This is a genomic window from Hyunsoonleella sp. J2K-J805 (genome assembly GCF_057167125.1).
In genome coordinates, this window is sequence record NZ_CM169901.1 from 3347477 (window position 1) to 3373849 (window position 26373).

General features: G+C 35.4%; 24 protein-coding genes. 12 read left to right on the forward strand and 12 right to left on the reverse strand.

Annotated elements, in window-relative coordinates:
- Positions 1-7: 7 nt before the first annotated feature.
- Together AC1B0Z_RS14725 and obgE are read left to right on the forward strand one after the other, a co-directional pair.
- Positions 8-1117, forward strand: a complete 1110-nt coding sequence (locus AC1B0Z_RS14725) for an adenylate kinase (protein WP_483792883.1) — start codon at positions 8-10, stop codon at positions 1115-1117.
- A gap of 89 nt (positions 1118-1206) precedes the next feature.
- Positions 1207-2205 (forward strand): GTPase ObgE, encoded by a 999-nt coding sequence (gene obgE / locus AC1B0Z_RS14730; RefSeq protein ID WP_483795319.1) that lies wholly within the window; start codon positions 1207-1209, stop codon positions 2203-2205.
- A gap of 101 nt (positions 2206-2306) precedes the next feature.
- Here the strand turns inward: obgE and AC1B0Z_RS14735 are convergent, their stop codons facing one another.
- Entirely contained in the window at positions 2307-3431 is a 1125-nt protein-coding gene (locus AC1B0Z_RS14735; protein ID WP_483792884.1) for an alpha/beta hydrolase family protein, read from the reverse strand.
- A 47-nt stretch (positions 3432-3478) separates the two neighbouring features.
- Between AC1B0Z_RS14735 and AC1B0Z_RS14740 the strand changes: the two genes are divergently transcribed.
- Together AC1B0Z_RS14740 and AC1B0Z_RS14745 are read left to right on the forward strand one after the other, a co-directional pair.
- Positions 3479-4003 (forward strand): DUF4136 domain-containing protein, encoded by a 525-nt coding sequence (locus tag AC1B0Z_RS14740; protein ID WP_483792885.1) that lies wholly within the window; start codon positions 3479-3481, stop codon positions 4001-4003.
- 81 nt (positions 4004-4084) lie between these two features.
- A complete protein-coding gene (locus tag AC1B0Z_RS14745) occupies positions 4085-4807 on the forward strand; it encodes an SDR family oxidoreductase (RefSeq protein WP_483792887.1) in 723 nt (240 codons plus the stop codon).
- 4 nt (positions 4808-4811) lie between these two features.
- Here AC1B0Z_RS14745 and AC1B0Z_RS14750 read toward each other — a convergent pair whose 3' ends face one another.
- The 3 genes from AC1B0Z_RS14750 to AC1B0Z_RS14760 form a co-directional block, all read right to left on the reverse strand.
- Positions 4812-6230 (reverse strand): T9SS type A sorting domain-containing protein, encoded by a 1419-nt coding sequence (locus AC1B0Z_RS14750; RefSeq protein ID WP_483792888.1) that lies wholly within the window; start codon positions 6228-6230, stop codon positions 4812-4814.
- Positions 6227-6742: a hypothetical protein gene (locus AC1B0Z_RS14755; protein ID WP_483792889.1), complete on the reverse strand. Its 516-nt coding sequence runs from the start codon at positions 6740-6742 to the stop codon at positions 6227-6229. The genes AC1B0Z_RS14750 and AC1B0Z_RS14755 overlap by 4 nt, the downstream gene beginning before the upstream one ends.
- A 62-nt stretch (positions 6743-6804) precedes the next feature.
- Entirely contained in the window at positions 6805-13065 is a 6261-nt protein-coding gene (locus tag AC1B0Z_RS14760; protein WP_483792890.1) for an alpha-2-macroglobulin family protein, read from the reverse strand.
- Between the two features lie 212 nt (positions 13066-13277).
- On the opposite strand from AC1B0Z_RS14760, the gene AC1B0Z_RS14765 reads away from it, so the two are divergent.
- Complete coding sequence (locus AC1B0Z_RS14765) at positions 13278-14228, forward strand: tetratricopeptide repeat protein (RefSeq protein ID WP_483792891.1); 951 nt, start codon at positions 13278-13280, stop codon at positions 14226-14228.
- A 165-nt stretch (positions 14229-14393) separates the two neighbouring features.
- Positions 14394-15749: a UDP-N-acetylmuramate--L-alanine ligase gene (locus AC1B0Z_RS14770; protein WP_483792892.1), complete on the forward strand. Its 1356-nt coding sequence runs from the start codon at positions 14394-14396 to the stop codon at positions 15747-15749.
- A gap of 125 nt (positions 15750-15874) precedes the next feature.
- Here AC1B0Z_RS14770 and AC1B0Z_RS14775 read toward each other — a convergent pair whose 3' ends face one another.
- The 4 genes from AC1B0Z_RS14775 to AC1B0Z_RS14790 all read right to left on the reverse strand — a co-directional run bounded on the left by AC1B0Z_RS14775 (position 15875) and on the right by AC1B0Z_RS14790 (position 18688).
- Positions 15875-16354, reverse strand: coding sequence for a hypothetical protein (locus AC1B0Z_RS14775; protein ID WP_483792893.1), 480 nt, complete (start codon positions 16352-16354; stop codon positions 15875-15877).
- A 177-nt stretch (positions 16355-16531) separates the two neighbouring features.
- Positions 16532-16978 carry a HEAT repeat domain-containing protein gene (locus AC1B0Z_RS14780; RefSeq protein WP_483792895.1) on the reverse strand — a complete coding sequence of 149 codons (447 nt, stop codon included), beginning with the start codon at positions 16976-16978 and terminating at the stop codon, positions 16532-16534.
- Positions 16979-17120: 142 nt separating this feature from the next.
- Positions 17121-17576 carry a pantetheine-phosphate adenylyltransferase gene (gene coaD / locus AC1B0Z_RS14785; RefSeq protein WP_483792897.1) on the reverse strand — a complete coding sequence of 152 codons (456 nt, stop codon included), beginning with the start codon at positions 17574-17576 and terminating at the stop codon, positions 17121-17123.
- Positions 17577-17707: 131 nt separating this feature from the next.
- Positions 17708-18688 carry a D-alanine--D-alanine ligase gene (locus tag AC1B0Z_RS14790; protein ID WP_483792899.1) on the reverse strand — a complete coding sequence of 327 codons (981 nt, stop codon included), beginning with the start codon at positions 18686-18688 and terminating at the stop codon, positions 17708-17710.
- 120 nt (positions 18689-18808) lie between these two features.
- Between AC1B0Z_RS14790 and AC1B0Z_RS14795 the strand changes: the two genes are divergently transcribed.
- Together AC1B0Z_RS14795 and AC1B0Z_RS14800 are read left to right on the forward strand one after the other, a co-directional pair.
- Positions 18809-19363 carry a PASTA domain-containing protein gene (locus AC1B0Z_RS14795; RefSeq protein ID WP_483792901.1) on the forward strand — a complete coding sequence of 185 codons (555 nt, stop codon included), beginning with the start codon at positions 18809-18811 and terminating at the stop codon, positions 19361-19363.
- A gap of 25 nt (positions 19364-19388) precedes the next feature.
- A complete protein-coding gene (locus AC1B0Z_RS14800) occupies positions 19389-20420 on the forward strand; it encodes an RluA family pseudouridine synthase (RefSeq protein WP_483792902.1) in 1032 nt (343 codons plus the stop codon).
- 12 nt (positions 20421-20432) lie between these two features.
- On the opposite strand, the gene AC1B0Z_RS14805 is transcribed toward AC1B0Z_RS14800, so the two are convergent.
- Positions 20433-21056 (reverse strand): hypothetical protein, encoded by a 624-nt coding sequence (locus AC1B0Z_RS14805; protein ID WP_483792903.1) that lies wholly within the window; start codon positions 21054-21056, stop codon positions 20433-20435.
- A gap of 164 nt (positions 21057-21220) precedes the next feature.
- On the opposite strand from AC1B0Z_RS14805, the gene yaaA reads away from it, so the two are divergent.
- Positions 21221-21979 (forward strand): peroxide stress protein YaaA, encoded by a 759-nt coding sequence (yaaA, locus tag AC1B0Z_RS14810; protein WP_483792904.1) that lies wholly within the window; start codon positions 21221-21223, stop codon positions 21977-21979.
- A gap of 55 nt (positions 21980-22034) precedes the next feature.
- Positions 22035-22757 carry a TRAFs-binding domain-containing protein gene (locus AC1B0Z_RS14815; RefSeq protein WP_483792906.1) on the forward strand — a complete coding sequence of 241 codons (723 nt, stop codon included), beginning with the start codon at positions 22035-22037 and terminating at the stop codon, positions 22755-22757.
- On the opposite strand, the gene AC1B0Z_RS14820 is transcribed toward AC1B0Z_RS14815, so the two are convergent.
- Positions 22758-22892, reverse strand: coding sequence for a 30S ribosomal protein THX (locus tag AC1B0Z_RS14820; protein WP_130963197.1), 135 nt, complete (start codon positions 22890-22892; stop codon positions 22758-22760).
- 144 nt (positions 22893-23036) lie between these two features.
- Here AC1B0Z_RS14820 and AC1B0Z_RS14825 point away from each other — a divergent pair, with 144 nt between their 5' ends.
- Both AC1B0Z_RS14825 and AC1B0Z_RS14830 read left to right on the forward strand, forming a co-directional pair.
- Entirely contained in the window at positions 23037-23693 is a 657-nt protein-coding gene (locus AC1B0Z_RS14825) for a uracil-DNA glycosylase family protein (protein WP_483792907.1), read from the forward strand.
- 121 nt (positions 23694-23814) lie between these two features.
- Positions 23815-25095, forward strand: a complete 1281-nt coding sequence (locus AC1B0Z_RS14830) for a DEAD/DEAH box helicase (protein WP_483792909.1) — start codon at positions 23815-23817, stop codon at positions 25093-25095.
- Between the two features lie 26 nt (positions 25096-25121).
- Here AC1B0Z_RS14830 and AC1B0Z_RS14835 read toward each other — a convergent pair whose 3' ends face one another.
- The gene (locus AC1B0Z_RS14835; RefSeq protein WP_483792910.1) at positions 25122-25562 is read right to left on the reverse strand and encodes a DUF805 domain-containing protein; all 441 of its coding nucleotides are present in this window, start codon (positions 25560-25562) and stop codon (positions 25122-25124) included.
- The gene (gene trpA / locus AC1B0Z_RS14840) at positions 25555-26322 is read right to left on the reverse strand and encodes a tryptophan synthase subunit alpha (protein ID WP_483792912.1); all 768 of its coding nucleotides are present in this window, start codon (positions 26320-26322) and stop codon (positions 25555-25557) included. The genes AC1B0Z_RS14835 and trpA overlap by 8 nt, the downstream gene beginning before the upstream one ends.
- Positions 26323-26373: the final 51 nt, after the last annotated feature.

Below are 26373 nucleotides of genomic sequence, written 5' to 3' on the forward strand. Positions count from 1 at the left end.
AATGAGAGTGATAAAGCTTCACGACAAATACTTTAAGCCATTTATATCTGCTGCTGAAATTGAAGAAGCAATAGATAGAATGGTTGCTGAAATTGCCAATGATTTGGGTGATGAGGTTCCTGTGTTTGTGGGGATTTTGAATGGGTCTTTTATGTTAACGAGCGATTTCGTTAAGAAATACCCAAAGCCCTGTGAAGTTACTTTTATTAAGTTAGCCTCTTATGAAGGGGTGAAATCTAGCGAGGATATCCAGCGTTTAATAGGTTTAACCCAAGATTTGTCAGGAAGAACCGTAATTATTCTGGAGGATATTATCGATACAGGAAAAACACTTGCTGAAGTACATCGCATTTTTAAAAATGAAAAAGTAAAAGCTTTAAAAATTGCGACACTATTTTACAAACCCGAGGCATACAAGAAAGATTTTAAATTACATTATATAGGAATAAAAATTCCCAACAAATTTATCGTGGGCTATGGTTTAGACTATGATAATTTGGGCAGGGACTTACCAGAAGTTTACCAAATTAAAGAAACACAACACATGACCAACTTAGTATTATTTGGCCCTCCGGGAGCAGGTAAAGGCACGCAAGCAAATTTTTTAAAAGAAAAATATAACCTAGTACACATTTCAACAGGAGATGTTTTTAGATATAATATTAAAAATGAAACGGCTTTGGGTATGCTTGCCAAATCTTACATTGATAAAGGTGCATTGGTGCCAGACCAAGTTACTATTGATATGCTAAACGCTGAAGTTGAAAAAAATGCTGATGCCAACGGTTTTATTTTTGATGGATTTCCTAGAACAAATGCACAAGCTGATGCCTTGGATGCATTGATGGATGAAAAAGATTCTCAAATTAATGCGATGATTGCTCTTGAAGTTGATGATGAAGTTTTGGTAAAACGCCTGTTAGAACGCGGAAAAACCAGTGGACGAGCTGATGATGCTGATGAGTCCGTTATTAGAAACAGAATTAAAGTTTACTACAACGAAACGGCTATACTTAAAGATTACTACACCGCTCAAAATAAATATTTTGGGGTTGATGGTGTTGGTAGTATTGAGGCAATTACTGAGCGATTGAGCAAGGTAATAGACGCTCTTTAGTTTTTTGTCATTCCCGCGAAGGCGGGAATCCACATTAAATATCTACTTTTAATTAAATAAATTCCCGCTTCGCGGGAATGATAGAAATAATGACTGAAGGAAATTTTGTCGATTATGTAAAAATGTATGTTTCCTCTGGTAAAGGTGGCCAAGGTTCGGCGCACCTACATCGCGAAAAATATATTACCAAAGGTGGTCCAGATGGAGGTGATGGTGGTCGTGGTGGACACGTGATTATTCGAGGAAATTCTAATCTTTGGACACTTCATCATTTAAAATTTAAAAAGCACGTTCGTGCGGGTCATGGCGCACATGGAAGCAGTAGCCGTAGTACAGGAGCCGATGGCGAAGATGCTTACATCGATGTGCCCTTGGGTACGGTTGTAAGGGATACTGAAACCAATACTATTATTTTTGAAATCACAGAACATGATGAAGAAAAAGTAATTGTTGAAGGAGGAAAAGGCGGTTTAGGTAACTGGCATTTTAAATCCTCCACAAACCAAACACCTCGTTATGCCCAACCAGGTTTACCCATGGAGGAGAAGTATATCACCATGGAACTTAAGGTTTTGGCAGATGTTGGGCTGGTGGGGTTCCCAAATGCGGGAAAATCGACTTTGCTCTCAGTAATTACCTCTGCAAAACCTAAGATAGCAGATTATGAATTTACCACGTTAAAACCAAATCTTGGTATTGTGGAATATCGCGATTTTAAAACATTCGTAATGGCAGATATTCCGGGTATCATCGAAGGTGCGGCCGAAGGTAAAGGCCTAGGACATTACTTCTTGCGCCATATTGAGCGCAATTCTGTCCTATTGTTTTTAATTCCTGCAGATGCAGATGATATTAAAAAACAGTACGATATTCTACTGGACGAACTCCGTCGATATAATCCAGAAATGTTGGATAAGGAGCGCCTAATCGCCATTTCAAAAAGCGATATGCTGGACGAGGAGCTAAAGTTAGAATTAAATGCAGAACTAGAAGGCGAACTACCTATTCCGTACGTATTTATTTCTTCTGTTGCGCAACAAGGTATCACAGAACTTAAAGATAGACTCTGGAAAATGTTGAACTCTTAATTTTTTGGCGTTACCCTAAAGGGTCGGGCTTTCACTACTCAATCCCTCCTTCGTCGGGGATTTCAAACATGCCGTTCAATCCCTAACGCGGTGCAAATTTGTTAAAACCTCTCATTAATCCAATCTGCAATGAGTTGTAATGCAGAAGGCGCAAAAGTTTCTTCAATAGTTTTGTATTCGTCTATATTTCCAGTTTCAGCAGTTTGAAATAAGTGATTTAAACCCTTTAATTCTTTAATGGTAACGTCTGTATTGCCAGAAATTGCTATAGCTTTTTCAATTGCCGGTAAATTTACTTCTGGTAAAACCTGAACATCTTTACTGCCATTCAATACCAAAATAGGGCAGGAAACTTTTTCTAGGTAATCTTTTGGTTCAATTCTAATAAATTCTAAAAGCCATTTTGAATCTAATATTTTAAACTGTTGCTCAATTAAAGTTGGTGTTATGGATGGCGCAACAACCGACATAGGATTCTGCGCTTTAAAATCATTTAAACCTTTTCTAATTACAGTTTTAAGCGTATCTATATTTTTATGGTTTTTAATCGCTCCATAAATAATGGTGGTCAGTTTTTCATTTTCGTCCAGCATCATTGGGGGTGTTCCTCTTAATTCCAGCATTTTTCGTGATTGCGTTTGGAGTATTTTACCACCGTCAACGCCTGTTCCAGCCAATAAAACAGCAAACGCTACGTCTTTGTTTTTTGATGCTACTATCGGTGCAATAAGTCCGCCTTCACTATGGCCAATTAATCCTATTTTAGATGTGTCAATATCATTTCGATTCTTAAGAAACGTAATTGCAGCATCAACATCTGATGCAAAATCAAACGAGGTAGCTTTTTTAAAATCACCTTCTGATTTTGCTATACCTCTATCGTCATATCTTAAAACAGCAATACCTTTTTTTGTTAAATAATCTGATAGTACTAAAAATGGCTTGTGGTTGAATTGTTTTACCTCTTCATCTCTATTTTGAGGTCCCGACCCACTAATTAAAATAGCAACTGCTGGTTTTTTAACGTTCTTTGGAAGAGTAAGTGTACCAGCTAATTTGATGCCATTTGCTTTTTTATTCGTAAATGTTACGTTTTCAGAATGATAATCTAGAGGAAGATGTGGCTCTTGAGGTCTTTCATTCTGACTAAAAGTAAAATTTGAGTAAAGAAACAATGCTATTAAAAACTGAAACAATTGCTTTTTTGAAAGATTACCGGTATTCATTTATAAATGGAATAATTTTTGACTAAATTTATTTAAAAATAGCCATTATGAAACGACTTCTAGCATTTTTTGTGTTACTAACCATATTTTCTTGTGCGCCCATCTACGTTAATTACGATTACGAAAAAGACACAGACTTCTCAAAATTTAAGACGTATCAGTATTTTGGTGATATGGAAACAGGACTAAGCGACTTGGATACAAAACGTTTATTGGATGCTCTGGATACTGAATTAAAAGCGAATGGATTTTCAATTTCTGAAAACCCAGATTTTTTAATTGATATTAAAAGTGTTGAATTTCGAAATGCTCAACGGGAAACGGTAGGCGTTGGCGTTGGCGGTGGAAGCGGAAATGTAGGAGGTGGTATTTCTATTGGTTTGCCCATTGGTCAATCTAATATGACACGGGAAATTGTTTTTGATTTTGTAGATGCTTCCAACAAGCAATTATTTTGGCAAGCAAAAAGCGAGTCGGGTTTTAATCCGAGAGCCGAACCTATAAAACGCGAAGAAAGGTTTGCTGCGATTGTGAGGAAAGTGATTAAGAAGTATCCAATGCTTTCGAAATAATTGTAAATTTTATAATTATCCTAACATTTCAAATTCTTCATTCATTTTCATCTTTTGTAGTTTTACCTAAAAGATATTACTATGAATGACATTCAAAATAAAGTAGCCCTAATCACTGGCGGTTCAAAAGGTATTGGTTATGGTGTGGCGCAGGCGTTATTGGCGAAGGGTGTAAACGTTGCTGTTACCAGTAGAAGTGAAGCTGCCGCAAAAGAGGCTGCGGAAAACTTAAATAATGGGGCAACTAATGCCAAAGCCATAGGAATTGCTGCTGACGTGAGAGACTTTGAAAGTCAAGAAAAGGCTGTTGCTGAAACTATAGCACATTTTGGTAAACTAGATATCATAATCGCCAATGCTGGTTTAGGGCGTTTCGGGACTATTGAAAATTTATCATTAGAAGATTGGCATGACGTTATAGATACAAATCTCACTGGGGTGTTTTATTCCATAAAGGCAGGGGTTGATGCCCTAAGAGCTTCAAAAGGTTATTTTATTACTATTTCTAGTTTGGCAGGAACCAATTTCTTTGCTGGAGGTGCTGCTTACAACGCCAGTAAATTTGGAGTAACTGGTTTTACCCAAGCTGTAATGCTAGACCTAAGACAACATGGTGTAAAAGTAAGTACGATAATGCCAGGGTCTGTGTCTACATATTTTAATAATAACGAACCTGGAGAAAAAGATGCGTGGAAAATTCAAATTGAAGATATTGGTAAGCTGGTGGTTGACCTTTTAGAAATGCATCCAAGAACTTTACCAAGTAAAATCGAGGTGCGTCCTACAACGCCACCTTCAAAATAGTTGGTTAGTTTTTAACTATTTTTCTACTTGTTAAGAGCGTATTATTAGCAAAGAAATTCGCAACATAGATTCCTGAGCTAAAATTACTTATGTCAATTTCTTTAGTTTGATAGGAAGAGAGTAATAACGATTGTAATTGCTTTCCATCTAAACTTGTAATATTCACTTTTACATCGGCATCAGTATTGCTTTCAAACTTAAAATTAAGTATTGAATTCGTTGGATTCGGATACAAAGAAATACTATAGCTATTTGATTTGGCATCTATATCATCGACGCTTAATGCAGAATAATTGATAGTCCACGTTACCGTATTTACATGTACGGTTTCATGATTATCAACTCTTAACATTGGACTATTGTCAGTTATTACCGAGGTTAAGGTGTTACTGCCGTCCATCAAATCTGTGGCTAATAAAGAAACCATGTCAACATTATTTCCAATAGCAGTACCGTTCAAGGTCCAGACACTTTCTAAAGTATTGGGGTTCGGTTTTATCAAAGTCAATTCAAAATCTAAAGGAAATGTTGGGTTTTCAACTGGAGTATCATTATTCGGGCTAAAACTATCAACAGGTGATACTAAGTCGTGTATTTTTTCAACCATACCTTCTTTACAAACTGAGCAAAACGGAAATCCTAAATAACGCATTTTACAACCTTGATGAGGTCTGTTCCAGGTCGCCGCTTCACCAGAAGTACCATACGCATAAACTCCAACACCATCATCGTTGAGCCAGTTTTTCCATTTAATTAAACTTGGGTCAGATTCTTGGGTAGAATTAATATCTTCTCTCAACCTTCCGTCTCCAGGGTAATATTCATCTAATAAATTAAAAAGCGAATGCCCCAACTCGTGAATGGCAATTTCGTTAGCGCTGGTGGCCATGGAAGACATAGGAAATTCTCCACCGCTACCGCCATAAACAGTAGAATTGACTAAAATTAAAGCGGAGTCATAGGCAGGAAAATTATCTGCTAGTACAGAAATAATTTTTGATCTAGCAATATTTGAACTTGGCCAGTCTATACCATAAAATAACAGCCTATGAAATCCAAAACCATCAAATGTAGAATTAAAATAGGTGTCTGCTGTTGTTATAGGTGTAAGAGGTTCCGTAACATCGGTGGCTGTTGCAGGATGGTCGGCACCGCTTTCATTAGAAGGAACTTTTATGGCATATACATTAAAGTAATCACTGTATTCCAAAAAAGGGGATTGACTAAATAATTCAGTAGAAAAACTAGTTGCATCCATTACAAACTGATCTAATTCAGAAGCTTGATAACCATCTCCTAGAATCACTAAATTTATACGTTTGTTATCATCGCCTTCATATTTTATGGTTTCTACATCAAAAACTTGTGCAGTACTAAATAGACTGAAAACAAGTAATATCAATAAAGTCAAGTATCGCTTCATAGTTCACTTACTTTAGTTAATATCAGTGGATTTTCTTCATTATTAATATTGATAGCAACATATTTAGTTTCTGGATATAGTTGTAATCTAACGGTAAATTCAGAACTATATAACTCCATTTGTACAACCTTAAAATTTTTGGTTTCATCAACATATTCAACCGTTTTTACCAAAGGGTTTTTAATTAATTGTTGCGATACTATTGATGATGATGCATCGAGTTGAGCACAAACTAAATCTCCTAAATTCCCTTTTTTATCCAGTATTTTCTTTTGATTTTTAAGTGTACCTTCTACTTTTTTTGAATCTAAAAATGCAACAGTTTTGTTTCCGTTTTCATTTTTCTTAATGCTGTAGTTTAGAAAAACAATTTTTGGTGTCTGCTTTACCTCATACGTTTTTTCAGATGCAGACGCTTCTCGGTTAACACCACAACTGACGCATGCCAGCGTGCATAAGAATACTGGAAGCAGTTTTAAAAAAGTAATAATTTTGGGGCAACTGTAAGTCATGCATTTTATAGGTTAAAGTACATTTATACAGTGTAAATATAAGGAATTTAAGTATCTTCTTCCTATTTAGGCTGTTCTATCATAATCCTCACACCTTCACTGTGGCTACTAAATTCTGGAGCATACATGCTTTGAATGGTTGTGATGCCATTACTCATATTTCCTGCATTATTCACTCGTAAATCATATTCAAACACATAAACGCCTTTTGGTAAATAATCAAAAAAGAAGTTAGTAGAAGCATCTTTAGTACTTTCATAATAACCTAAACCATCTTGCCATTTGTATTTTGAAAGGACGTTTACAGGTTCTAAACCAGAAGCTCTCATATCTTTCATGTGCAAAAATTCCATGTTTCTATCGCTTTTTAATTCAATACGAACTCTGACTAAATCGCCTACTTTTAATTTAGTTTCAGAAGAGATTTCTGTAATTTCTTCGCCTGTATCTGTATTGGTTTTCAGGAATAATCTTTTATTCAAACTTAAAGGGCGTTCCTGCCTGCCGGCAGGCAGGTCTGCTGAAGTAATTTTATCTAAATCTTCAAAATATTGCCAGTATAAAGCACCCCAAGCGATACCTTGTCCTTTTTTGGAAATTTCAACCTTTGCCATTTCTGGTTTGATTTCAGAGGAATCCCAAGACGTTTTATAATAACCAGTGCCCGCTTCAACTGTTACATTTTCTAATTTTGATGGTTCTATTTGTTGTCCTCCTAAATTCACAGCAGCCATATCGGTTACGCTTCGACTGCGCTCAGTGCCTGCTGATAACCAAGCGCTACCTTGTAGCAATAAAGCGTAAACAGCCTCTGTAGTTGCCTTAGTAGTCTTCCATTTATTGGTCTGCTTATTTTTAAGTAACCAGATTTTTAAATTGTCGATGGTTTCAATATTCTTTGTTTCACTCTGAATGATAGAACCAGCTTCACCAAAAACTTCTATTAATAGCGCTTGCGTTTCAATAGGCGCTTGATACCAATACCATGAATTAGTGTTAGATTTCCAATACATGCCCAATTCATCCGAAGTAATACTAGTTTCCTTCAAAGATTTTAAAATTTTTGAAGCAGTTTTTATATCATTATTTCTATGGGACACAAGTACCATCATACCTTTAGCGTATAACGATCGTTTTAGCCAATACTTTTGAATTTGTGATTGGTAATAAGCCATAATATCTTCTACTTCTTTAGATGTTTTAATCTCTGGGAAGAAGCTTCTCGTATATAGATAGTGCAATTGAGTGTAGCTTAAATGATCTTTATTTAGGTCTGCTTTTGCATTGTATTTTCTAATGTCTTTGTATTCTTTAATGAATTGTTGATCTAAATATTTGATTGCTTTTTCTATCATTTGATAATGAGATTTCTCGTCGCTCGTACCTCGCTCTGTCGAAATGACATTAAGTTTATTTAAGTGCCCAAAACCAGCAATAATATGTTGTGTGATATATCGGTTTTCATTTCCGCCTTTAAACCAAGACCACCCTCCTGAAGACATTTGATTACTTTTTAACTTGTTGATGGCCGATTGTAATTCATTATTCATTTTGTTCAAATCGAATAATAAGGCAATACGTTTTTTTTGTTCGGTTTCGCTTTGTGCATCTCGTAACCAAGGCGTTTCTTGAATTAAAATTGATTTTAATTCTTGGTTTTTTTCCAAGTTTGAAAGTAGTGCGTTTGTATTACGCCACTGCTTAAAAACCTCTTGAATTCTAGGGTTTGAATTCGCAATATGGCTCGCCAAAGCATTGGCATAATATCTTGAAAAGGTTTGCTCATTACACTCATACGGATATTCCATCAAGTAGGGCAATGCTTGTACCGCATACCACGCTGGATTAGAAGTCATTTCCAAAGTCAGCTTATGATGTTTAAGCGTGGAGCCTGAGGTTCTCGAAGGCTCGTTAAGGTTTGCCAACTTATCCAAAGTAAAACTTCTAGTCTCGTTACTTTTTACCCACATCGGTAAGGTTTCTGTAACCAACATTCTATTGGAAAGTACTGGGAGTGCATTTTGTTCTCCATCGCTAAAATCTCCTGAAGCTGCTAATATTTTATACTGTATTGCTTGTATATTATCTGGAATGGATAATTGCCAAGAGACTTGGGTGTTGCCATTTGCATCTACAGAAAAAGACTTGGTGGCTGAGGCACTCGAAGCCACATTACTTTTATCTTTTTTGGAGGTGTCTTCGAGAGCCTCAGACACCAGTTTTGAGGTAATCTCTTCCCCAGAAATAGCATCAGTCAAAACTAACTTAGCTTGTCCAGAAAGTTGTTTCTCTGTTAGGTTTGCAATTTTTGTGCTAATGGTAATGTTATCACCTTCACGTAAAAAACGGGGTGCATTGGGTATCACCATCAATTCTTTTTGGGTAACTGCCGTTAAACTGGTGGTAACACTTTCTAAGGTTTTAGTATGTGCCAATAATTGTAATTTCCATTGGGTTAAGGCTTCAGGAGTGGTGAAACTGAAACTTACATTACCTTCTTCATCCGTTTTTAACTGCGGAAAGAAGAACGCCGTTTCTTGAAAGTTTTTCCGGATTTTGATGTTATCGAAGTTTGGTTTTCTTCTTTCAACTATTTTAGCTCTTTCTAACTTAAAAGAGTATCCTGTATCATCGATTGTGTCGGTGGTAGTATATTTTGCCTCTTTTAAAAAGTACACTTCACTATCTTGTTCTATTCCATATTCCACAGATTCTTCATTTAATTCAGCATTTTGAGGTGCCATTGCGACACCGGCGACTCTACCAGACAATGCTTTTCTATATCGGGATGAATAATAATTTCCAAATCTAAACCCAAACCAATTCAATCTATCATAAGCCTGATGACTATAATTTGCCCTAAATCGATCTTGATACACCCTAAAATTCTCTGTTCCAAAGCTTAAATGCGCACCAGAATTGCTATTACTGTTATAACTTGGACGATAAATTGGGTTAAAGTTCCATTGATGCGTTTTGAATTGGTCTAAAGATGCATCATACATGCTTGCCAACAATTCTGCACTTACTTTTTCACCCTTTGGCCCTTTAATTTTAAACTGCCAAGTTTCGTCAGTTCCTGGTTGTAATTTATCTCTAAAAGTTAGAGTTTCAATTTCTAAATCAGTTTTAGGGTAGGGTACTGCAATTAGTTCAGTACCATGTTTAAAGCTGTTAAAGGCTGCAAAACTATAACTTACCGCAAATCCACCAAGATCGTTTTCAGTAACTGGTACACTAATCACACGTTTATTGTTGTTTAACGTGATGACTTCTTTTTTTATAATCTCTTTATCTTTTTCAACAGTAACTGTTATGGCAATATTTTTAGCTGCAGAACCAATGGTGATTAAAGCTGTGTCTCCAATATTGTAGGATGGTTTATCTGTAGAGATGCTGAATAATTGCTTGTCTGATAAGGTTTTGTCTTTATCACTATAAAGCGTTGTTCGGGTTTCGTCTTTAACGAGTTGTCCAAATTTATCCTTGCTTTCCAAGGTAATTGCATATTTTCCAGACTCCCATTTTTTAAGCTTACCAAGTGCAATTTTTTTAGATGTTTCAGTATCAAAAGGTTTCTCAAAAACCAGTTCGCCTTTTTCCCAATTAGCAGGTAAATGCTCATCAGCATAAGCATCATGGGGAAATAATGCTTTGAAATCTGATTTAGACCATTCTTGATAATCGGGTGCAGGCGAAGGACGCGGTCTTAAAACAGATGAAGGTGGTATCAACTTAAAGATTTTTACAACACCACTTGCAGGAGCGTATTCACCATTCAAATTTTTAGAATCAATAATGATTTCGTTATCTTTTTTAGTTTTATCTATTCTATCTGGAGCATCTAAATTCACGATTAAAGCATGATACCCCACATTTACTGTAGTTGTAGCACTTCTTGTTTCGCCATTGATATCGGTAACATCTGCGGTAACTTCATACTTGAAAATAGGAAGGCTGGATTTATCCACACTCTCATCAGGCATTGCTTTAAACGTAATACTGAAGTTTCCAGAAGCGTCTGTTAGGCTTTCACCATGGGTAATTTCCTGAGGTTCGGTTCTCAAATAAGGGCGATACCAAAAATACCAGCGTGGGTATTCCACCTTACGATGCACACGGTACACCACTTTAGCATCTGTAATGTTAGTACCAGAAAACGCTAAGGCATTCCCTTTTACCGTAACCGAGTCATTGACTTTATAAGTTTCGGTAACTGGATGAAATTTAGTTTCAAACTTAGGACGTTTGTATTCTTCAACCGAGAAATACTGTCTAGAGTTCAATCGAGAGGTTTTGTCCTCAGATCTTAATTGTAAATAATACGCACCATTCAACCCATTGTTCGGTAAAATAAATTCCCCCGAAACCGAACCGAAATTATTCGTTACCAGCTGTAATGTTTTAAGCTTTTCAGCATTTACATTGTATAAAGAAACACTAAGGCTTTCCTTTGGCAAAACTTCAGATTCTCCATCATCAGTTTGCATCGCAATGCCTTTAAAGTATAGCGTTTGTCCAGGTCTGTAAATGCTTCTATCTGTAAATAAAAAGGCTCCATAATCTGTCTTTGGTTTGGGGTCATCGTAAGATTGATTCATATAAAAATCACCAAAATAAGCTGTATCATCGCCATGTTTCACTTTTAAATTTATATTTCTAAGCCATTGGCGCGTTTTTACAACTTCAATTTCACCTAAGGTATTGGTGCTATAATTTTTGACCTGTTTAGACTTATTTCTAGGCAAGAGATAGGACATGGTAACATTGGCATTTGCAACCGGTGCACCATTATTTCTATCAATGATTTGGAATATCTTATGTTTTGGCGTTTCGGTTTCTACCAAAGCCAAATCTGTAACTTGAAGTTCGGCAAAGGCAAAATTTGTTTCAAGGTTTTCATTTTTTGAAGCTACTACAAGATATCTACCATTATTTAATTTAGGCAGTAACACTTCCGTTGCATGTCTTTGAAAATCGCCTTCGCTTCTGAGTTTACTTTCCCAAGTTTGTATGGGTTTTAACTTTTGAATGAATTGCCACTGTTCATCCTGCCGATAGGTTTTAAAGAATTTCTCGTGTTCTTTTTCTGAAAGGGGATATACCTTAAAGTTTAAGGCACTCACATTTGTATAGTTAACTAAAAGTCGCGCTTCCTTTTGAATGGGTAAAAACGCTTCAGTTCTTAATTGTAAAGTAGATTGTAGAATTTGCGATTTTAAAACAGCACATTTTTCCGCTCCTTTACTTTCTGGGAAATCAGCAATAACTGAATTGCAAATACCCAAAGCTTCCTTAGCTTTCCAGCGATGGGTTTCGTTAGTTTTTGGGCTGTACTGTTTACTCTGATTGTGATGCATCGAAGCGATTTCAAAATCATACAATCCGGAAACTTCATGTTGCTCTAGGCGATCACTTTCATTTTTTAATGTAGATAATAAAAGTGCGTCCTTATCATCAAAAGTGGCGTGTTCATGTACAAACTTCAAACGCTCAATATTTACATCGGCTAACGCAAAAGGCGATTCGTCTTTCAAATGAATCCGAATCAAATCTTTATAAATATTAAGTGCATGTAATTGAAGCGATGTGCTGTCTTTAGATGTGATAGTTAATACTGAAAACGTTTCGGCATCGGCTAGATATTTTGGGTCGTCAACTTCAAATTTATAAGCAGGTTTAGTAATGTGGGTTTCATTGATTTTATAAAAATCTAAGGCATTATGTGCTAAGAAATCAAACAATGTGGGACGAAATATCTTAGATCCTTTTTGTTCATTTAGAAGTGCGCTGTACTGCTCTAAAGGTTGCAACTGCAGTAGTAACCCACTTTTTAAGGAATTTTGATAATGCAAATGCACTTCATCAAATAGGGTTTGCAAATCCCAGGTTCTAAAATCATCAACATCAACCTTTTCAGAAGTTTTTGTACGATTGTAAAATTTATAACGGTTTTGTTGAAAGTACTGCCAATACAAGTTAGCCAAAATACTTTCTAATATATTTTTAGTTGGAAATTCGCTACTGGCAATGGCGGTTTTAAAATCATTTATAATCTTAAGCTGAGCATCTTCTTTTAAAGTCAGCGCATACTTGCTCCTAAAGAGCATGGTTTTTACAACTTGTGGGTTATTTTTATCCTTTGAGGCTTTTTTTGAAATTTGTTCCACCACTTTTAAAGCAGATTTTGGTAACCCTTTCTTTTCAAAAGCTTCCACTTCTTTCCATGAATGCTCATAATTTTCATTTTGGGCTTGGGATAAGTTTGAAAATAAAAGAATCATAAAAAGTATTATAGTTTGTTTCGCCAGTGCTAAATTCATTTCAAATTAGTTTTGTGTCTAAACTACGTTCAAAAGCCATTCCAAAAAAATAATAAATGGGTGAGTACTTTCGTTGGATGAGTGAAGTTAATCATTTTAAGAGTAAACACGTACATATAAATTAATAACGAAACGCTAAATCATAAGATTATCCTAATAGGAATTCAAAATAAACCAAAACCTTTATTTTTGCCTCCAGTACCGCAAAAAACATGAAACAGCTTATCCTTTTTTTTCTGTTACCCATGGTGTGCATCTCTCAGCAAGCGATTGAAGATGTTCCGCTGCTTATAGAAAAAAAGCAATTTGCAAAAGCGGAAGCGGTTGTGTTGAAATACCTAGACCAACAACCTGAAGACCTTCAAGCCATAGAACTTTTGGGCGACACTTATGGACATCAGGAAAAGTGGGATGAAGCTATAGACGTATACAAAAAACTTGTAGAGGCCAAACCAGAAGTAGCGAATTATCACTATAAATACGGCGGTGTTTTAGGTATGAAGGCACTACAAAATAAGTTTAAAGCCATTGGTTTTATTGGAGATATTAAGTCGGCCTTTCTAAAAGCGGTAGAGTTGGATAAAAACCATATTGATGCACGTTGGGCCTTAGTAGAACTGTATATGCAGCTTCCTGGTATTTTTGGAGGCAGTAAAGATAAATCATTAAAATTTGCTGAGGAATTGGAACAGCTCTCCAAGGTAGATGGTTACTTGGCCAAAGGCTATATTTATGAGTATGACGATGAGCCAGAACTAGCTGAAAGTTATTATATAAAAGCTATTTCAGAGGGAGGGTCCTTAACTTGCTATAACAAGCTCTCTACATTTTATGAAACTAAAAATCAGCCAAAAAAAGCGCTCGCCACTATAGAGCAGGCACAGGAGAAACACCAGCGCAATGCGCTGCACTATCAAATAGGAAAAGTAGCGGCAGAATATAACGTAGAACTGGAAAAAGGCGAAAAATGCCTACATATTTATCTTAAAAACTACACTGCAAAGGATGGCGTTCCCAAGGCCTGGGCGCATTACCGTTTGGCGCAAATACACGCACATAAGCGTAACAAAACAAAGGCTTTGGAGCATATAGACTTGGCGATTGCCGAACTTCCAAAAATTAAGCCTTTTCAAGCGCAAAAAGAGAAAATATTAAAGCTTTAGGAGTTTCATTTTATAGATTACTGTAATCTATGGGTTTAAAGAGCTATTTTATAGTAATATTGCAATATTACGATGCAAAATACTGAAAGTTTTCACTTTTATAAGTTTTTCAAACTTTTAATTATTAATTTTTGAACTTTAACATGAGAGTTTGATATTTGTTACATGAACGTACATTTTATAGCAATCGGTGGTGCCGCAATGCACAATTTGGCATTAGCCTTACATAGCAAAGGATACAAGGTAACTGGAAGTGATGACACAATTTTTGAACCCTCAAAATCTCGATTAGAAGCCAAAGGATTACTACCTAAAACCTTTGGTTGGTTTCCCGAAAAAATCACCTCAGATTTAGATGCTATTGTTTTGGGTATGCATGCCAAAGCCGATAATCCTGAGTTGTTAAAAGCACAAGAATTAGGTGTGAAAATTTATAGCTATCCAGAGTTTTTGTACGAACAATCTAAACACAAAACACGTGTAGTTATTAGTGGTAGTCATGGAAAAACAACCATTACCTCCATGATTTTGCATGTGATGCATTATCACGATAGAGATGTAGATTATATGGTAGGTGCACAGTTGGAAGGTTTTGATGTTATGGTAAAACTCACCGAAGACAATGATTTTATCGTTTTAGAAGGCGATGAATATTTAAGTTCTCCAATTGACAGACGACCGAAATTTCATTTATACAAACCAAATATTGCACTGTTGAGCGGGATTGCTTGGGATCATATTAATGTTTTTCCAACCTATGAAAACTATGTAGAGCAGTTCAACATTTTTGTGGATTCCATAGTATCTGGAGGCAGTATAAATTACAATGAGGAAGACCTAGAAGTAAAACGCGTGGTAGAAGCTAGCGAAAACACTATTAGAAAATTGCCATACCAAACACCTGCGTATACGGTTGAAAACGGACAAACGCTTTTAGAAACTCCCGAAGGTGATTTACCCATAGAAGTTTTTGGAAAGCACAACCTAAACAACTTAGCAGGTGCCAAATGGATTTGCCAACACATGGGTATTGACGAAGATGATTTTTATGAAGCCATTTCTACGTTTAAAGGCGCAAGTAAACGTTTAGAAAAAATTGTGGAAAGCACAAATAGTGTCGCATATAAAGACTTTGCACATTCCCCAAGTAAAGTAGAGGCTACTACAAAAGCTGTGAAAGAGCAATATCAAAACAGAACTTTAGTAGCGTGTTTGGAACTACATACCTACAGTAGCTTAAACGCTGAATTTTTAAAGGAATACAAAGGTGCTTTAGATGCTGCCGACGTTGCTGTGGTATTTTATTCGCCACATGCTGTAGAAATTAAAAAGTTAGAGGAAGTTACACATGAACAAATTGCTGAGGCGTTTCAAAGAGACGACTTAATAATTTATACTAATCCAGATGATTTTAAGGATTTTTTGTTCTCGCAAAACTTTGAAAATAAAGCTTTATTATTAATGAGTTCTGGTAATTATGGTGGTTTGGATTTTGATGAGGTAAGGGAATTAATTAAATAACCGTAGTGCATCCTGTCCCGATAGCTATCGGGATTGATTCAGGATCTCAATTGTATTGTATTATGGATTCGGACGTAGTCGAATCCGCCGTAATTGCGGTTATGCATTGTTGGGCACAGTTATTTTTAGTCCACATAATATCTGTCGCTTTTCCCTAATTCGATTCCGTTTGCTATAAATTTCATTTTCTTTTTTGATTTAGGAACTTGAACTATCAAAAACGGTGAAAGTTGTTTATCGTCATTGTCCGATTCCGAATTCACAACATTATATTCAATAATGAATTCAGTATCGTTTTCCGAAATTCCAATTAGGTCAATTTTATCAAGCCCTTTTTTATTTTTGTCCGATTGAAATATTTCGATAAGCATTTTCTTTTTGTACAGTGTTTTGTCGTCAAGATTATATTTTTTTCGGAATTCAGCAGATAGATAGTCTTTATTAAAATACTTATTGAAGCAAACGATTTGTAATTCAGGAATTGGTGAGTCAGTTCCTTCCGCAATAATTTTATGCTCAACCGGTTTTAGTTCATTTTGCGCAAAGACTTTCCCATAAGTTATAAGTCCGATTAATAAAGCCATAAATATTATTCTATTTTTCATTCGATTTCGGTTTTTCTCTAATTGTGCCCAACTTTATGGATATGACGCCGTTGTAATGGCTTATATCCGACGGTAAACGAAGGTAGTTGAAAATTTTTATAAAATCAAGTCCTTGAGAGTGTTGCATTCGTTATTGAACATTCAAAAAGACTTGTGAGTTAAAGAGCATAATTACCTTTAGCGTATGGGTCGTTTTAGGCGCTCCTTAACTATCTCAAAAGACTTTTTACTGGCGCGCTCCCAACGGTAAATATTGCGTTTTTTGTCTTTGTTGGCTTCTTGTTTAGCTGCTCTGTCTCTAACGTCCTTTACCCAATTAAAACGTTTTCTGGTAATGGTAACGACTAAATCATCATTACATCCCAAAGCCTCTAAAGTATTTAAAGCCGCAATAGATACATTCTGTACTTTATCATTCATGGCTCGCAACAATACAGGAACCGAAGAACATTGTCCAGCATGCGCCAAAGCTTCTGCAGCTAGTTTTCTGGTATTGTAGTTACCATGTTTTAAGGCATATTCCAGTTTAGGCACATCTTTAGTGTCCGTCCAAAAATCGATTGAGTTTTCAGACGGCTGAATGAGATTCAACTTAAAGAATAAATATGTAATGTGATGTAACATGGAATTATGACAATTAGCTATTTATATGTAGCGAAATCAATCAAGACGTTACATTGTCCCTCTCAAAGTTGCAGAGACGCAAAGAAAAACGTGACTTTTTATTTTTTGAAAGTAATCAGAAATTTCGCAATTTACACTGCGACTATTTGACCCTAACGCTATCAGGTACTAATTTGGTGTAATCTCCATTATTTCTAATAACATCTCGAACAATAGAAGATGCAATATAGGAGGTGTCTGCAGAAGTTAATAAAAATATAGTTTCGATAGGAGCAAGATCTCTATTGGTGTGTGCAATAGCTTTTTCAAATTCAAAATCTGCTGGATTTCTTAGGCCTCTTAAGATAAATTCCACATCATTTTTTAAGCAAAAATCTACGGTTAGGCCTTCATAAGTTACAACCTTTACCTTAGGCTCATCTTTAAAGGCATCGCGTATGAATTGCTGACGCTCCTGAAGCGAAAACATGTACTTTTTTGATGAATTAACACCAATAGCTACAATAATTTCATCGAAAAGTGTAACACCACGTTTAATGATGTCGTAATGTCCTAAAGTTAATGGATCAAAAGACCCTGGAAAAATTGCACGTTTCATTTTAGTTTTGTCATTCCTGCGAAGGCAGGAATCTATTTAAGAGTTTTATTTTTATTGTGGATTCCTGCCTTCGCAGGAATGACAACTAATCAAATATAATGTTTATTTAATGGTAAGTCAATCTGACTGTATTATTTCAAAGCCTCTTCAATAGCATTATCAAACAAATCAGATAACGAAATACCAGCTGCTGCCGCCTGTTGCGGTAAGATGCTTTCCTTGGTCAACCCAGGAACCGTATTCATTTCTAATAAATGAGGTTCTCCGTCCTTAAAAATATATTCGCTTCTGGAAAAGCCTTTCATTTTTAAAACCTCATATACTTTTTTAGCCAAAGTATTCACCTTTTCTTCTTGTTCAGGGGTTAGTCGTGCCGGTGTTATTTCTTGTGATTTTCCAAGATATTTTGCTTGATAATCAAAAAAATCGTTTTCAGATACAATTTCTGTTATGGGTAATACTTTGGTTTTGCCTTGGTAAGTTATCACACCAACTGAGACTTCAGTACCTTCTAAAAATGATTCGATAATTATCTCATCATCTTCTTTAAAAGCAATATCTATGGCATTTTGTAAGCCTCCCTGTTTATAGACTTTGCTTACCCCAAAACTGCTTCCAGCTTTATTAGCTTTTACAAAACATGGTAAGCCTACTTTATTAATAATAGCAGTTTCGTCAATAGCATCTCCCAAATTTAAATAATAAGATTCGGCTGTTTTTATACCATAAGGTTTTAAAATACTTAAGCAATCTCTTTTATTAAATGTAATTGCCGCTTGATACATATTGCAACTTGTATGCGGAATGCCCAAAAGCTCTAAATAACTTTGCATAAAACCATCTTCTCCAGGAGAACCGTGAATAGCGTTAAACACACAATCAAACGTAATTTTGAAACTATCTACATTAATAGAAAAATCATTTTTATCGATGGGAAATTCCATATCTTCTTCATCAACATATACCCATTTATCTTTAAAAATATGAATGCGATAAGGGTTGTACTTGTTTCTGTCTAAAGTTTCAAATACCACGTTGCCACTGGTTAATGATATTTTATATTCACTGGAATAGCCACCCATGATGATGGCGATGTTCTTTTTATCAGTCATATATTTCTTTGTTCTTCATCTAAAAACTACAATAATTCGTATCTATTATAGTTAAGCTAAAATAATGATATAAACAGCAAAACAAAATATTATATATTTGTCTCACCGAAAAATCTGTAAATGAGTTTCTTTAAGTTTCTGTTCAGCAAAATATTTTTAAAACAATTGGGTTTAGCCATTGTTGCCATTGTTGTTTTTTGTTTTATAATGTTGAAAGTGTTAAAATCGATGACCAATCACGGCGAATTTGAAACGGTGCCCGAGCTTAAAGGCAAGTCTATTAAAGTGGCAGAAATAGAGTTAAACGAAAACAATTTGGTAATGCAAATTCAGGATTCGGCTAATTTTAATCCAGATTACCCCAAGTTTTCGGTAATTGATCAAGAACCTGCCGCGGGCACAAAAGTAAAAGAAGACCGAAAGATATACCTAACGCTTAATCCGTCCGGCTATAGAAAAGTTGAGGTGCCAGATTTAAGAGAGCGTACCTTTAGACAAGCCGAACCTAATTTGGAAGCTTTAGGCTTTAAAGTGGGCAGCATTACTTACGTGGATAACTTAGGAAAAGACATTGTACTGCAATTAAAATATAAGGGCAAGACATTAAATCCAGGTGAAAAGCTACCAAAAACATCTAAGATTGATTTGGTTTTAGGTAATGGAAATCGCCCTTAGCATTAGCATAAACTAGTGCAACATTATGGAAGAATACACGCCGCAATTACCCGAGGAAGATAACCTTTATGAGCACCACACATTTACTGTAGACAAAGGACAGGCACCACTACGTATTGATAAATATCTGATGAATTACATCGAAAACATCACACGTAGTAAAATTCAAAATGCAGCAAAAAATAGTGGTATTTTGGTAAATGGCATACCAGTAAAATCCAATTACAAAGTAAGACCTAACGATCATATAAAAGTATTGTTTCCTCATCCAACTTACGAAGCACTTTTAGTAGGAGAGGATATGCCACTAGATATTGTGTATGAAGATGACGAACTGCTGGTGGTTAACAAACCTGCGGGATTGGTAGTGCACCCAGGCCATGGCAACTATTCGGGTACCTTGATTAACGGACTCATTTATCGCTTTGAAAATCTGCCAAATAATTCTAGCGAGCGTCCTGGATTGGTACATCGCATAGATAAAGATACTAGTGGTTTGTTGGTTGTTGCCAAAACTGAAAAAGCGATGGCTCATCTATCTTTGCAATTTGCGGAAAAAACTAGCGAACGCGAATATGTGGCTTTAGTTTGGGGCAATGTGGAAGCAGATAAGGGCGTCATTGAAGGCAATATTGGGCGACACCCGAAAAACCGACTACAAAACACGGTTTTTCTAGATGATGAAGCCGAAAAAGGGAAACCGGCTGTGACACATTATAAAGTGTTAGAGCGTTTGGGCTATGTAACCTTGGTGTCCTGTAAGCTGGAAACGGGGCGCACACACCAAATACGTGTGCATATGAAACATATTGGGCATACCTTGTTTAATGATGAGCGCTATGGTGGTAATGTTATCTTAAAAGGTACCACATTTACCAAATACAAGCAATTTGTAGACAACTGCTTTAAAGTATTACCTAGGCAAGCACTACATGCCAAAACTTTAGGTTTCAAGCATCCTAAAACCGGAGAATTTATGTGTTTTGAGACTCCAATTCCTGAAGATATGGTGCGTTGTATTGAGAAATGGCGCAGCTATTCCAGGCATTCGGGGTAGTACGATTTATAATTAAATGCTCAATTTATTTAGCAACTTTTTTATCCCAAATTCAGGGCTTGTAAATACTTCTTTGTCAAGACCTTTTAAATAAGCTTTTGCCCCAGCCATTGAGGCCTGTGCAAGAAAAAATACATCAACTTCAGAAGCTTTTTCAATGGTCTTTTTTGCAATGCCTTTGTTGTAGCTGTCCAAATCACCTTTTTCAAAATGTTGCCATAACTCAGAGCAATCAACGTCCACTATTTCAATAGCTTTTTTTGTATCATCAGCTATCTTAAGCATCAAGTTTTCACTTACTATTTTCGTAGAGTTAGCAGTGTATACCAATCCTATTTTGGTATAATTATTTACCAAATAAGCTATGACAGGATAATCTATTCTGTAAACATCAGGATATTTGTCACTTTCCGCGCCATAAGTGGAACAGGTGCAAATAATAAGAGAAGGATTATCTTTTCTAATAGCTTCAATTTCTTTTTCAAACTGAATGGAATCTGTCACTCCGGTTTCCAAAGCGCTATCCAATATGTTTTTGTTGACATAATGTTGTATGCCAATTTCAATATTTTGAGTTCTCACTAATGCTTCAAAAGTAGGAATATGTGCTTTATTTGTGTGTAGAAATGCAATCATTTTATTGTGGTATTTTTGAATAAGTATATCTAATTTAAATTTAAATAGTTATAAGTTTAAGCTATGACTTCATCACAAATAATAGTAAGCTTCCATTACAATTGCTAAAAATGAGTTGTAAATTTGAATTATTATAGAATGAACGTAAATAAATAAAATATAAAATGAAGTTAGTAATTTCTCCGGCAAAATCTTTGGACTTTGAAACAGAATTGCCAACATCAAAACATACTGAACCTAAGTTTTTAAAACAGTCAGAGCGTTTGAATAAACTTCTTAAAAAGAAATCAGCTAAAAGTCTATCAAAGCTTATGAGTATTTCTGATGCTTTAGGACATCTGAATTATGAGCGCAACCAGTCTTGGGAGCTACCATTTACAAAAAATAACTCTAGGCCAGCAGTTTATGCATTTAATGGTGATGTATATCGCGGGCTAGATGCCTACACTATTCCAGAAGAAAAATTAGATACTTTACAAGATACTGTACGCATTCTTTCTGGATTGTATGGGGTTTTAAAACCTATGGATTTAATGCAACCTTATCGTTTAGAAATGGGTACAAAAATGCCAGTGGGTGCAAAAAAGAATTTATATGAATTTTGGAAAAAAGACATTACTAAAGCGTTAAACGAAGAGCTAGGAGACAATGAGTTGTTTCTTAACTTAGCTAGTAACGAGTACTTTAAAGCCATTGATAAAAAAGCGTTGAAAGTTCCTGTAATAACAGCTAATTTCAAGGACTTTAAGAACGGTACATATAAGGTTATCTCATTTTTTGCAAAAGAAGCCCGGGGCGCCATGGCTAGATATATTATCGATACAAATGCCCAAACCATAGAAGCCTTAAAAGGTTTTAATTATATGGGTTATGGTTTCAACGAAGATATGTCAACCGATACCGATTTGGTTTTTATAAGGTAGGTTAGTTGCGGTTTTTTTGTTAAGTTTAAAACCTTAACTCATTCCAATTTAATGCATGTGGTATTACATAATAATTGCGCTTCAGGGATTTTGTATTTATCATGCCATAAAGAATAGACGTCCTTATTATTGGATATTTATCATTTTCTTTTTGTCACTTTTGGGTTGTATTATTTATATCATAACTCAAGTCTATAATAAGCGTGATGCTGAAAAAATAGGTTCGGAGATTACCAATATTATCAATCCCACTAAGAAGATTAAAGACTTAGAGAGAAAAGTGGAGTTTTCAGATACGTATCAAAACAGGGTGAATCTGGCTGACGCACATTTGGAAAATAAAGATTACCAAAATGCCTTAAAACATTACCAAAATGCTTTGGATGGTAATTTTCAAAACGACTTTTATGTGATTAAAAATATGATTAAAGCCTATCATCATATCGAAGATTACAAAAGTGTGGTGTCTTATGGAGAACAAATAAAATTACATCCAGAGTTCAAAAAATCTAGAACGCAGTTTTTGTATGGATTGGCACTTGAAAAGGAAGGTGAGATTGCTAAGGCCGAAGAAAATTTAAAAGCGATAGATATCCGGTTTTCATTCTACAATGAACGTTTAGTTTATGCCAATTTTCTATTGAATATTAATAAGAAAGATGAAGCCAAAGAGATTTTAGAGTCCTTAATTTCTGAAGGACAACACATGACGAAACCCAATAAAAGGCTATACGGTACAACAATTTCCGAAGCTAAAAAGCTTTTGGAAGTTTTGTAGTTATTTGGCTTTAGCTTTTTTTTCTACACTTATTTTTTGCTCAACACTTGGTTTCTTTTTAATTCTTGGACGTCTTGCACCAAAAGTGCCTCTATTTATTTTACCACGTTTTGTTTTTTTATCGCCTTTTCCCATTCAATTGTAATATTTGTCATTCCCGTGAAGACGAGAATCTTTATTAATTTTGATTTCATTACATAACCTACAAAAAAATATTCCCTAGAACAAAAGATTAACAAGTGATTAACTGTTAAGTTTACTGTTTTAGGAATGATTCAAATGTTCAAACATAAACATCCATACCCACCATTTATTCAAGAAGATACCAAAAAACTAATCGTCGGTACTTTGCCACCACCTCGCTTTTCAACAGGAGATCTTTTAGAAAAAGATGTAGATTTTTGTTATGGCAGTTATTACAATTCACTTTGGTTATATATTGATAAAATCCACAAACTGAATTTAAGATTTGATAATTCTAATGAAGCTATTCAACAACGCAAACAATTTCTGATTCAAAATAAAATTGGGGTTTGCGACATTGTAGAAAGTGCAGAGCGTGATAAAATTGATGCATCAGATTTAGGTATGCAAAACGTTAAACTAAGAGATATAATTGAGTACTTAAAACAATTTCCAACCATTGAAACCATTTTATTTACTGGAGGAAACAGTAAAAACGGACCAGAATATTTCTTTAGAAGACATATAAAAGACTACGGGCTTAAATTAAAATTGGTGTCAAATGAGATTCCAAGGCTTCATATATGTAATTTAGGGAAAAGAGTGATTAAAACAGTATCTCTTACTTCGCCTTCAGGGTCGGCAAACCGAGCTATCGGAAGCATTCCACTTTACAAACAACTTAAAGCTAAAAACCCAAGGTTCAATACGTTTGATTTTAGAGTGATGCAGTACAGGGAATTTTTTAGATGATTGAATTGAAATTTCCTCAGAAAATAAGGCGTACATTCGCAACTTAATTAATAGGAGGTGAAATTTTTCAAAACAAATTGTCATCTCGAAATGCCCAATTCAGGGTTACTAAACAATTTATATGTCATTTCAATCTTTAGGCTTATCCGAAGCCTTGCTAAAAGCAATTAGCAAAAAAGGATACACTACCCCGAGTCCCATTCAGCAAAAAGCAATTCCACCAGTTTTAGAAGGTAAAGATGTGTTAGCATCAGCACAAACAGGCACGGGGAAAACAGCAGGATTTACGCTACCACTTTTACATATTCTTTCTGAAAATCCGAAAGAAAAATACAGACCCATTCGAGCGCTAATATTAACCCCAACACGAGAGTTGGCAGCACAAGTTTATGCTAATGTTAGAGAATATAGCGAGTTTTTAAACTTACGAAGTGCTGTAATATTTGGGGGTGTTAATCAAAAGCCGCAAGTAGCTACAATGAGACGCGGTGTTGATGTTTTAGTAGCCACACCTGGACGCTTATTAGATTTGCAAAATCAAGGTTTATTATCCATTAAACGCGTTGAGATTTTTGTTTTGGATGAAGCCGATAGAATGTTGGATATGGGTTTTTTGAGAGATATTCAAAAGGTGATTAATTTGATGCCAGATAAACGCCAAAATTTGATGTTTTCGGCAACATTTTCAAAAGAAATTAAAAAGTTAGCGCATGGTATTTTAAACAATCCTGTTCAAGTTGAGGCTACTCCAGAAAACACAACAGTTGAAGCGATTGCTCAAAAAGTATATCGTGTAGCCAAAGCAAAAAAAACAGATTTAATTATAAAGTTAATCTCAGAAGGTAATTGGAAACAAGTTTTAGTGTTTACTAGAACAAAACATGGTGCCAATAGGCTTTGTGAGAAAATGGTAAAGGCTGGCATTACGGCAGCAGCCATTCACGGTAATAAAAGCCAAGGCGCTAGAACAAAAGCGTTATCTGGTTTTAAAAGCGGTAAAATTAGAGTGTTAGTAGCTACTGATATTGCAGCACGAGGATTGGATATTCCCTTATTGCCTCATGTTATCAATTTCGAATTACCTAATATTTCAGAAGATTATGTACATAGAATAGGTAGAACAGGTAGAGCAGGAGCTAATGGGCAAGCATTATCTTTAGTAAGTGCAGATGAAACGACTTTTTTAAAAGGTATTGAAAAATTAATAGGAGAAAAAATTGAAGTAGAAATTATTGAAGGCTTTGAGCCTGATCCGAATGCCTCTACTGAACCTATTAAGCAAGGTCAAAACAGGCAACACAGAGATAGACCAAGAAATTCTAATTCAAATAATTCTGGAGGAAACAAAAGAAATAGAAATAATAAAAACAACTCCAGACGGCACAAGAATAGACGAAATTAACTCTACATAGAGCTTATTTGCTATACCTAATCCTCCAAAAGCGGTTTTCCAATATCATCAATCTCATCATTAATTTCGGGGTTCTTTGGGTCTGGACCATATCGATTTGCCCCATATTCTCCATCTCTGCACATCAATACCAAATACCAAATACGACCAACTAGTGGAATGAAGTTTATAAAAAAATAACCTCCACTTTTTCCTTGATCATGTAGGCGTCTTACATTTACTGCTAGCCATGGTATTAGAGTAGCTAGAGCAAAAACACCAATAATCATTGGGAACCATCCAATATCAATAAAATCCGATAGCACATAAGATAGCAGATTAATCGCAAAAACAGTGAGAAACCAAAATAGTACATACATCCAATACTCTTCTCGTCTTGCCCTACCTGAAAAGTTAGCATAATTATCAATTAAAACGGTTAAGTACCATTTTAAAATTCCTTTTCTTTTGTTATCCATTTAGGATACTATTGGTAAAAGTATCAATACTACCAACCCCATGTTTCGTTACATGTTTCACAAAAGCACTACCAATAATAGCGCCTTTGGCATATGTTGTGGCCTGCGTAAACGTTTCATTATTACTTATGCCAAAACCTATGACTTGTGGGTTGTTTAAATTCATTTTACCAATACGCTCAAAATACGCAGTTTGTTCATCGCCAAAACCAGATTTTGCACCCGTTGTACTCGCACTACTTACCATATAAATAAAGCCATTTGAAATAGAATCTATATAGCGAATACGCTCATCACTAGTTTGCGGTGTAATTAAAAACACATTAATTAAGTCGTATTTTTCAAAAATGGCTAGGTATTTTTCATGATACACATCTACTGGTAAATCAGGAATAATCAACCCATCAATACCTAACTCATGGCATTTTTTACAAAATGCTTCCACACCATATTGAAACATTGGGTTAAAATATCCCATTATAATCAATGGGATAGAAACCGTCTCACGAATACCTTCCAACTGATTAAAAAGCACCTCGGTAGTCATTCCGTTTTTTAAAGCTGCTGTAGAACTATCTTGAATGGTAGGGCCATCTGCCAATGGGTCGCTAAACGGCAAGCCAATCTCAATCATATCCACACCGTTTTTCTCTAAATCCTGTATTATTGAAACGGTATCGTTAATTTCTGGATAACCCGCTGTAAAGTATATGGACAATAACTTTTTGTCTTCTTGTAGTTTACTTTTTATTCTATTCATAATTTGTCATTCCTGCGAAGGCAGGAATCTATAATTTAGTTATACTTTTTT

Bases quoted from the DNA above. Each gene is read 5' to 3' on its own strand.
- AC1B0Z_RS14835 (WP_483792910.1), bottom strand. From the start codon at position 25,562: ATGGATAACAAAAGAAAAGGAATTTTAAAATGGTACTTAACCGTTTTA.
- AC1B0Z_RS14735 (WP_483792884.1), bottom strand. From the start codon at position 3,431: ATGAATACCGGTAATCTTTCAAAAAAGCAATTGTTTCAGTTTTTAATA.
- AC1B0Z_RS14820 (WP_130963197.1), bottom strand. From the start codon at position 22,892: ATGGGAAAAGGCGATAAAAAAACAAAACGTGGTAAAATAAATAGAGGC.
- AC1B0Z_RS14780 (WP_483792895.1), bottom strand. From the start codon at position 16,978: ATGTTACATCACATTACATATTTATTCTTTAAGTTGAATCTCATTCAG.
- coaD (WP_483792897.1), bottom strand. From the start codon at position 17,576: ATGAAACGTGCAATTTTTCCAGGGTCTTTTGATCCATTAACTTTAGGA.
- AC1B0Z_RS14805 (WP_483792903.1), bottom strand. From the start codon at position 21,056: ATGATTGCATTTCTACACACAAATAAAGCACATATTCCTACTTTTGAA.
- AC1B0Z_RS14825 (WP_483792907.1), top strand. From the start codon at position 23,037: ATGTTCAAACATAAACATCCATACCCACCATTTATTCAAGAAGATACC.
- AC1B0Z_RS14770 (WP_483792892.1), top strand. From the start codon at position 14,394: ATGAACGTACATTTTATAGCAATCGGTGGTGCCGCAATGCACAATTTG.
- AC1B0Z_RS14790 (WP_483792899.1), bottom strand. From the start codon at position 18,688: ATGACTGATAAAAAGAACATCGCCATCATCATGGGTGGCTATTCCAGT.
- AC1B0Z_RS14800 (WP_483792902.1), top strand. From the start codon at position 19,389: ATGGAAGAATACACGCCGCAATTACCCGAGGAAGATAACCTTTATGAG.
- AC1B0Z_RS14760 (WP_483792890.1), bottom strand. From the start codon at position 13,065: ATGAATTTAGCACTGGCGAAACAAACTATAATACTTTTTATGATTCTT.
- trpA (WP_483792912.1), bottom strand. From the start codon at position 26,322: ATGAATAGAATAAAAAGTAAACTACAAGAAGACAAAAAGTTATTGTCC.
- AC1B0Z_RS14755 (WP_483792889.1), bottom strand. From the start codon at position 6,742: ATGACTTACAGTTGCCCCAAAATTATTACTTTTTTAAAACTGCTTCCA.
- AC1B0Z_RS14815 (WP_483792906.1), top strand. From the start codon at position 22,035: ATGTGGTATTACATAATAATTGCGCTTCAGGGATTTTGTATTTATCAT.
- AC1B0Z_RS14740 (WP_483792885.1), top strand. From the start codon at position 3,479: ATGAAACGACTTCTAGCATTTTTTGTGTTACTAACCATATTTTCTTGT.
- AC1B0Z_RS14830 (WP_483792909.1), top strand. From the start codon at position 23,815: ATGTCATTTCAATCTTTAGGCTTATCCGAAGCCTTGCTAAAAGCAATT.
- obgE (WP_483795319.1), top strand. From the start codon at position 1,207: ATGACTGAAGGAAATTTTGTCGATTATGTAAAAATGTATGTTTCCTCT.
- AC1B0Z_RS14745 (WP_483792887.1), top strand. From the start codon at position 4,085: ATGAATGACATTCAAAATAAAGTAGCCCTAATCACTGGCGGTTCAAAA.
- AC1B0Z_RS14775 (WP_483792893.1), bottom strand. From the start codon at position 16,354: ATGAAAAATAGAATAATATTTATGGCTTTATTAATCGGACTTATAACT.
- AC1B0Z_RS14750 (WP_483792888.1), bottom strand. From the start codon at position 6,230: ATGAAGCGATACTTGACTTTATTGATATTACTTGTTTTCAGTCTATTT.
- AC1B0Z_RS14765 (WP_483792891.1), top strand. From the start codon at position 13,278: ATGAAACAGCTTATCCTTTTTTTTCTGTTACCCATGGTGTGCATCTCT.
- yaaA (WP_483792904.1), top strand. From the start codon at position 21,221: ATGAAGTTAGTAATTTCTCCGGCAAAATCTTTGGACTTTGAAACAGAA.
- AC1B0Z_RS14795 (WP_483792901.1), top strand. From the start codon at position 18,809: ATGAGTTTCTTTAAGTTTCTGTTCAGCAAAATATTTTTAAAACAATTG.